This window comes from Arsenophonus sp. ENCA (assembly GCF_002287155.1).
Lineage (GTDB): Bacteria > Pseudomonadota > Gammaproteobacteria > Enterobacterales > Enterobacteriaceae > Arsenophonus > Arsenophonus nilaparvatae.
The window spans coordinates 1-5787 of sequence record NZ_NHNG01000002.1 but is presented as its reverse complement, the minus strand read 5'-3'; the positions used below and the strand labels follow the sequence as shown (position 1 = coordinate 5787).

Below are 5787 nucleotides of genomic sequence, written 5' to 3'. Positions count from 1 at the left end.
CACTGCTTACTTGCAAGAATATTTTATAGATATCTTTAATGCATGGATAACCGGACAAAATATGAACATCCTGATTTTTTCTTGTTTTTAAATTTATACTTCTTTTTTAGAGACTGCGAAACTCGTGAAGGTATTTATTGGTTCTTACACTAATTCGCGTATTGAAGATTTGCGTTCTGCTGCCGCTATCGCGAAAGGCAAAAAAGTAGCCCCTAATGTACAAGCAATTGTTGTTCCTGGTTCCGAGCCAGTAAAAGCACAAGCTGAGCACGAAGGTTTAGACAAAATATTTATCGATGCGGGTTTTGAATGGCGTTTACCGGGTTGCTCTATGTGCTTAGCAATGAATAACGATCGCCTTGCTACTGGCGAACGTTGTGCCTCCACCAGCAACCGTAATTTTGAAGGACGCCAAGGCCGCGGCGGTCGAACTCATTTAGTTAGCCCAGCAATGGCAGCCGCAGCGGCTATTTACGGCCATTTTGTCGATGTACGTAAGATCGATAATAATCAAATAAAACAGGAATTGGCAAAATGAAAAAATTTATCCAACACACAGGCTTAGTGGCTGCTTTAGATGTTGCCAATATTGATACTGATGTGATTATTCCAAAACAATTTTTACAAAAGGTCACTCGAATCGGTTTTGGTCAACACATTTTCCACGATTGGCGTTTCCTGGACGATCACGGGCAACAACCTAATCCGGATTTTGTCCTTAATAAACCACGTTACCAAGGGGCCACTATTTTATTAGTCCGTGAAAATTTCGGTTGTGGATCATCGCGCGAAAATGCGCCGTGGGCATTAACAGATTATGGCTTTTGCGCCATTATTGCGCCAAGTTTTGCCGATATTTTCTATAACAATGCCTTTAACAACCAATTATTACCAATTAAATTAAATGAAGAAGAAATTAACCAGTTATTTAACTATGTTGAACAAGATGAGAGTTGTTAATTCACCATTGATTTGACGACCCAAACAGTCATTACTGGGGATAAAACTTATTTTTTTAGCATTGATAATTTTCATCGTTATTGCTTGATGAATGGGTTAGATAATATTGGATTGACTTTACAATATGAAAAGTTCATTACCCGTTACGAAGAGCAGCAACCACTATTTTTGCGATAACAGTTCAAATAACAGGCATTGCCTCACTATGTAGGCAAAGCCTGATTATTTTTTTATTTAAATTAATTAAAATGTTAACAGGTGATGACATTCTATTTAATTAGATGCCTAAATCTTATATTGCGTTTTATTTACTGAAAAATAATTTAATTTATCTATTAATAATGAAAAATTATCCACATGTAGGGCTATATTTATTAATTTATTCACCTTTTCTGTGGATATCCATGTGAAAAAAGCTAGAGTAAACAGGGTATAATTTCATAAGTTTTTCAATCGATAGATTTCTAAATAAAAAATTAATAGTTTTTTTTCATAGAGATAAATCGATTTAATCGATTAAACATGGCTCAAAGCAGAACAGATAGCTGACCATCAAAACAGGATGAACAAAGATCCAGCAATATCCATTTTATCCACAGGATACGCTGTTTTGTTAAACAAGCTAACAGCTCTTTTTAACATAAACCATCCTGTCAAGACTGTAAATTAAACCAGTAAAAGCTTTTTATTAGAGTTATCCAGTAAAATTGTGGATAACTATAGCTGAGATCCTGTTTATTACCGATTCGATTAAATTCATAACAGAAAAAAAATATATCGACCATGGATAAAATGATTTGATTATCAATGGATTGTTCTTAATTGCTCGATCTATGTTAAAATTTTCACTGTGTGCACAAATTTGATTGACTATTTTTTATACAGGCATGATTTATGCAATTTTCTCCCCTGCCTCCTGATGATGAACAAAGTTTACTGAGCAAAGCCAAAAACCTAGCGGGTTATACCATGGCTGAACTGGCTTATCAGGCGGGTATCGCAGTCCCCCACGACCTTAGATTTGCTAAAGGTTGGGTAGGTCAGTTATTAGAATATTGTTTAGGCGCAAATGCTGGTAGCAAAGCAGAACAAGATTTTGCCCATCTTGGTATTGAGCTTAAAACCATCCCTATTAACCGCTATGGTGAGCCATTAGAAACAACCTTCGTTTGTGTGGCAGCTTTAACCGGTAATAGTGGAGTAACCTGGCTTTCAAGTCATGTACGTAATAAGCTATCACGGGTTTTATGGATACCGATTGAAGGTGAGCGCCAAATCCCATTAGCAAAGCGAAGAGTCGCTTCACCACTATTGTGGAGTCCCAATCCGATTGAAGAGCTGCTGCTTAAAAGAGATTGGGAAGAGTTAATGGATATGATCGTATTAGGTCAGGTTGAAAATATTACCGCACGCCATGGCCAGGTACTACAAATCCGCCCTAAAGCTGCAAATAATAAGGCTTTGACAGAAGGGATAGGTAGACACGGCCAACCAATAATGACACTACCGCGTGGATTTTATCTGAAGAAAAATTTTACTGCTCCAATACTGGCTCGCCATTTTGATTTACCAACTCATAAATAACAACTTAACCCTGCTATCTGCAGAGTGTGGTCTTTATAATGACAATTTACGCCAATACAGTTCAATTCGTTGACGAGATTCTTCATAAGAAGCACGACGAATATTCGGTATTTCTTGCCAACGTTCATTGAGCGGTACATGATAACCTTCATTTTTAGCAGTTTGAGTAAATTCAGCCAGTGCCTCCGCTGAATCCAGTACCGTTATTTTGGCATATTTTTCGATCGCTTTAGGCAAAAATAGTGTCACCGGAAAATTGTCTGCCAATTCCGATGATTCATTATTCACATCTGTACCATGATGAATAAGTTTATGCTGTTCGTCGCGATCCAAAGCACGATGAATATCATCGGCTAATTTCAGCAAACGATGGTTTGCGGTACCTAATTTGGTATCATTACGTTCACTCGGTATCATAGTATCAAGTGTGCCATAATCACTAATATGAGGAGCGACTAATAATAAATCATAATCAGGAACAAATGGTTCGTGTATTTTCGGTTCACTCAACACATAAATCGGTTTTCCGGCTATTTCTATTCGATAGTGGTTATTACTATTAGATTGATAAATAGCGTCAAATTGATATTCCTGTCCAGTTGGTGAGCGAGCTATCAAAATCATACCATCACCACGTGAGCGAGATAATTCAAGACAATCTAATTCGATCAGTTCGTTGATCCTATCGCGGGTTATCGTCAAAGGCACACTAATCGCTTCACCATTTTGTATATTTTTACTGATCAAGGCATTATATTTTTGCACCTGCTCTGACTGTCCAACAAGCTTCCTAAAATTTTGATCAACACAAATAAATCCGGCTTGTGGACCCCAATCAGCGGTTTTGCCTTTAATATTAAGCGGCTTAGTGGGATAACCGGCTTCAATTAAAGAGGTCGCAAATGGACTAATGGGTCGAATACCGTAAATTAGATTTTTTTGAATCGCATAGTTAGAAAGGGTTTTTAAATGCGTTGCTGGAATACCACTTTTTGGTTGGTTTTTCTGACAACAAGAGGAAGGAGCAGGTTTTTCCGCCATTTGTCTATGATAGGCAGCATTTAAGATTAAATTATTAGATATACGATGCATTTATACTTTATTCCTGCCATTTAAAGAGCCATATTTTACCTATTTTGTTGCATGAAAAACAGTCAGATAACTTACTTTAATAAGTAAAAAAATAAATTCGAATTGATTGCATGTCTTAACTAATATTCATTCAATTTGATAGATAATTAGTTGACTTAAGCACAAATAAAAATGTGCCATAAATGGCACATTTTGGTTGCAAAATTATATAGATTAGTTAACGCTTTTTGCTAGCCTGAATATAAAGCATATCCAGTGCGACGGTAGCCGCCGCTAAGGCAGTAATTTGTGACTGATCATAAGCCGGAGCAACTTCCACAATATCCATGCCAACAATATTCAATGGTTGTAAAGCTCGCAACAACTTTAAGGCACGATCACTGGTTAACCCTCCGACAACCGGCGTTCCTGTACCGGGCGCAAAGGCGGGATCCAGACAATCAATGTCAAAGGTCAAATAAACCGGTAATTCACCCACTGTCGACCTTATCTGAGTAATAATATCTTCCAGCGGTGCGTCATTCACATAAGCTGCATCCAACACTGTAAAGCCATTGCGCTTATCATATTCGGTCCGAATACCAATCTGAATTGAGTGTGTGGCATCAATTAATCCTTCATTTGGCGCATGGTAAAACATGGTACCATGATCAAATTGACTGCCATTGCTATAAGTATCGGTATGAGCGTCAAAATGAACCAACGCCATGGGGCCAAAATGCTTTGCGTGTGCACCCAGTAAAGGTAACGTGACAAAATGATCACCACCAAAGGTTAAACATCTTTTGCCGGATGCCAATAACTTTTCGATATGTGCCTGCAACTTATCGCTCATATCCTGTGCATCACCAAAAGCAAATACCAGATCTCCGCAATCAACTACTTTTAACTGATCGTTGAGATCAAACTGCCATGGCCAACGTTTACCCTCCCATGCCAGGTTTGCTGATACCTGTCGAATAGCAGCCGGCCCATGACGGCTGCCCGCACGGCCTGATGTCGCCATATCAAAAGGAACACCGGTGATCACCCATTGTGCATCACTATCATAAGGTGAAAAATGGAGTGGAAAACGCATGAAACCAAAGGCATTAGAAACCAAAGAGTTATCTTCTTGATTATTTAATGTATTATTGATCATATAATTTATCTCAAACTGTTTATTAGTGAATGACTTTCACTATTAAGGCTACTGCGCTTCTGCCTGGCATCCTCCCTGCCTTAAAGGACGAGATTTACGATGCACCGGTTAAGATTTATTCCCTTATCGCTCAATAACCTTGGCTAACTTATATTGACTCACCTTCTAAATAGGTATAACCATATAATCCTGTTTCAAATTCAGCCAGAAACTGCTCCTTTAAACTTTTCGTCAAATCTTTACTATTAACTTGATCACGAAAAAGCGTCAATAACATGTTAGGATCAAGCTTGACGTAATGAAGCATATCCGCCACCGAATCTCCCTCTTCACTTTGTAAATACCTGACTTCACCTGAATTATCAATATAGACGTCAATCGCTGCTGTATCGCCAAACAAATTATGCATATTGCCTAATATTTCTTGATAAGCACCGACCATAAAAAAGCCTATCATTGGCGGTTCTTCTGGATCATAATTAGGCATCGGTATAGTAGCAGCGATACCATCACCATCGATATAGTGATCAATAATACCATCCGAATCACAGGTAATATCTAATAAAACCGCCCGCCGTTCTAATGGCGCATTTAATCCTTGAATCGGTAATACTGGAAAAAGTTGGTCAATACCCCAGGCATCCGGCATAGATTGAAATAACGAAAAGTTAACATATAACTTATCAGCCATTCGCTCTTGTAACTCATCGATAATAGGACGATGAGCCCGATTACTAGGATCTAAATCCTGCTGAATGCGACGACAAATATTAAGATAAAGCTCTTCAGCCCAAGCACGCTCTGTCAAATTTAACATGCCATGGGCATATTCGGTATGCACATCATATAACGAAAGTTGACTATCATGCAGCCATTCACGTAATAAACTAGTTGCTGAATAGAGACTTGCATTTTTTGTCACGCTATTGAGAATAAAAAGAGGTTTAACTTAGAGAATAAAGGTTTGAAATGATCAACAAAGAGCGGCTGTTACGAGATAATCGTTTATG

General features: G+C 38.2%; 3 protein-coding genes and 3 pseudogenes. 3 read left to right on the top strand and 3 right to left on the bottom strand.

What is annotated here, in order from left to right; all coding sequences use genetic code 11:
* Nucleotides 1–118: 118 nt before the first annotated feature.
* From CBG25_RS00130 to mutH, 3 genes and pseudogenes are all read left to right on the top strand, one after another.
* Nucleotides 119–538: pseudogene (locus CBG25_RS00130) on the top strand (aconitase family protein); the annotation flags it as partial.
* Nucleotides 535–1137: pseudogene (leuD, locus tag CBG25_RS00125) on the top strand (3-isopropylmalate dehydratase small subunit). The pseudogenes CBG25_RS00130 and leuD, both read left to right, overlap by 4 nt.
* Before the next feature lie 717 nt (nt 1138–1854).
* Nucleotides 1855–2544 carry a DNA mismatch repair endonuclease MutH gene (gene mutH / locus CBG25_RS00120; RefSeq protein ID WP_290603595.1) on the top strand — a complete coding sequence of 230 codons (690 nt, stop codon included), beginning with the start codon at nt 1855–1857 and terminating at the stop codon, nt 2542–2544.
* 33 nt (nt 2545–2577) lie between these two features.
* On the opposite strand, the gene CBG25_RS00115 is transcribed toward mutH, so the two are convergent.
* The 3 genes and pseudogenes from CBG25_RS00115 to CBG25_RS00105 all read right to left on the bottom strand — a co-directional run.
* Entirely contained in the window at nt 2578–3585 is a 1008-nt protein-coding gene (locus CBG25_RS00115; protein WP_290603592.1) for an anthrax toxin-like adenylyl cyclase domain-containing protein, read from the bottom strand.
* Between the two features lie 268 nt (nt 3586–3853).
* Nucleotides 3854–4777 (bottom strand): agmatinase, encoded by a 924-nt coding sequence (speB, locus tag CBG25_RS00110; protein ID WP_290603590.1) that lies wholly within the window; start codon nt 4775–4777, stop codon nt 3854–3856.
* 148 nt (nt 4778–4925) lie between these two features.
* A pseudogene (locus CBG25_RS00105) lies at nt 4926–5660 on the bottom strand (arginine decarboxylase); the annotation flags it as partial.
* Nucleotides 5661–5787: the final 127 nt, after the last annotated feature.